We start from the raw sequence: 866 nt of genomic DNA, 5'->3' as shown, positions 1-866 counted from the left end.
GTCAGCGGCCGCCTCCGCCACCACCCGACCCGGCGCAGACTGAGAGCGGACGTTGTCCGGCCGCGCCCTATCTACGATCGCTTCCGCCACTGCACCACCCGGCGCGGGGCTCAGCGGCTGACTCGCCTCGACTCGGCCCGATGCAGGATCGAGGACGGACTCCGTCACGCTGCGCCCACTCAGCGGCTGCCTGGCGTCCATTCGGCCCCGCGTGACGACGGGCGTGGGCTCTGCGCCACTGAGTCCATGAGGGGTCCCGGCGTACCGCTCGCTCGAGTACGCTTCCGCGGATGCGATGGCGGCCTTCAACTGGCTGACTACTCGGGAAGCATCGGCGATGAGTCTCTCCAGCGACGACACCATCGCGCGGAGTTCGCCCGTATCGATCCGCGACGGCTGACTCACCGATGTCTCCTGCTTGTCATTACACCGGTCAGGTCCTGGCGCGGTGCGCTGGCCTGCGCCGACACTCCGATCTCGGATTGCCGTGAGGCGAAGTGTGGTGCGTTCTATTTTCGCTCGGATCCGCCGAGCCTCCCCGGATTGGGAAGATCCGATTCGAGCGGGACGAGCGCGCCTGAGGGCTGCGATCGCCGCGTGAGCGCGGCCGACCGTACCGCAGCAGCGGGCGCATCTCGGATTGGATATGAAAAGCGTTGTGCCACAAGGGAGCACACTTCGCCGCAGGTTGGCTACGATGGAAGGGTGCGGATCGGAGTCGGGCTCTCCACCGCGCCCGAGGCGCGGCAGGCGGGCGTGGAAGCCGCCGCGGACGCGCGCGATCAGCTCGCGGGCGAGGCCCCGGCGCTCGCCGTGCTGCTCGCGTCACGGGCGCATGCCGACGACGCCTCGGCCGTGCTGGCGGG

2 pseudogenes are annotated in these 866 nt (G+C 69.6%); one reads left to right on the top strand and one right to left on the bottom strand.

The features are described 5' to 3' along the window. A pseudogene (locus NA4_RS42190) lies at positions 1-405 on the bottom strand (hypothetical protein); the annotation flags it as partial. Between the two features lie 300 nt (positions 406-705). On the opposite strand from NA4_RS42190, the pseudogene NA4_RS42780 reads away from it, so the two are divergent. Then, positions 706-866, top strand: a pseudogene (locus NA4_RS42780) (FIST signal transduction protein); the annotation flags it as partial.

The organism is Nocardia amamiensis NBRC 102102, from assembly GCF_001612745.1.
In the GTDB taxonomy this organism is placed as follows: Bacteria; Actinomycetota; Actinomycetes; order Mycobacteriales; family Mycobacteriaceae; genus Nocardia; species Nocardia amamiensis.
Note: the sequence above shows the minus strand (reverse complement) of the source record. Positions and strands in the feature narration are given on the sequence as shown.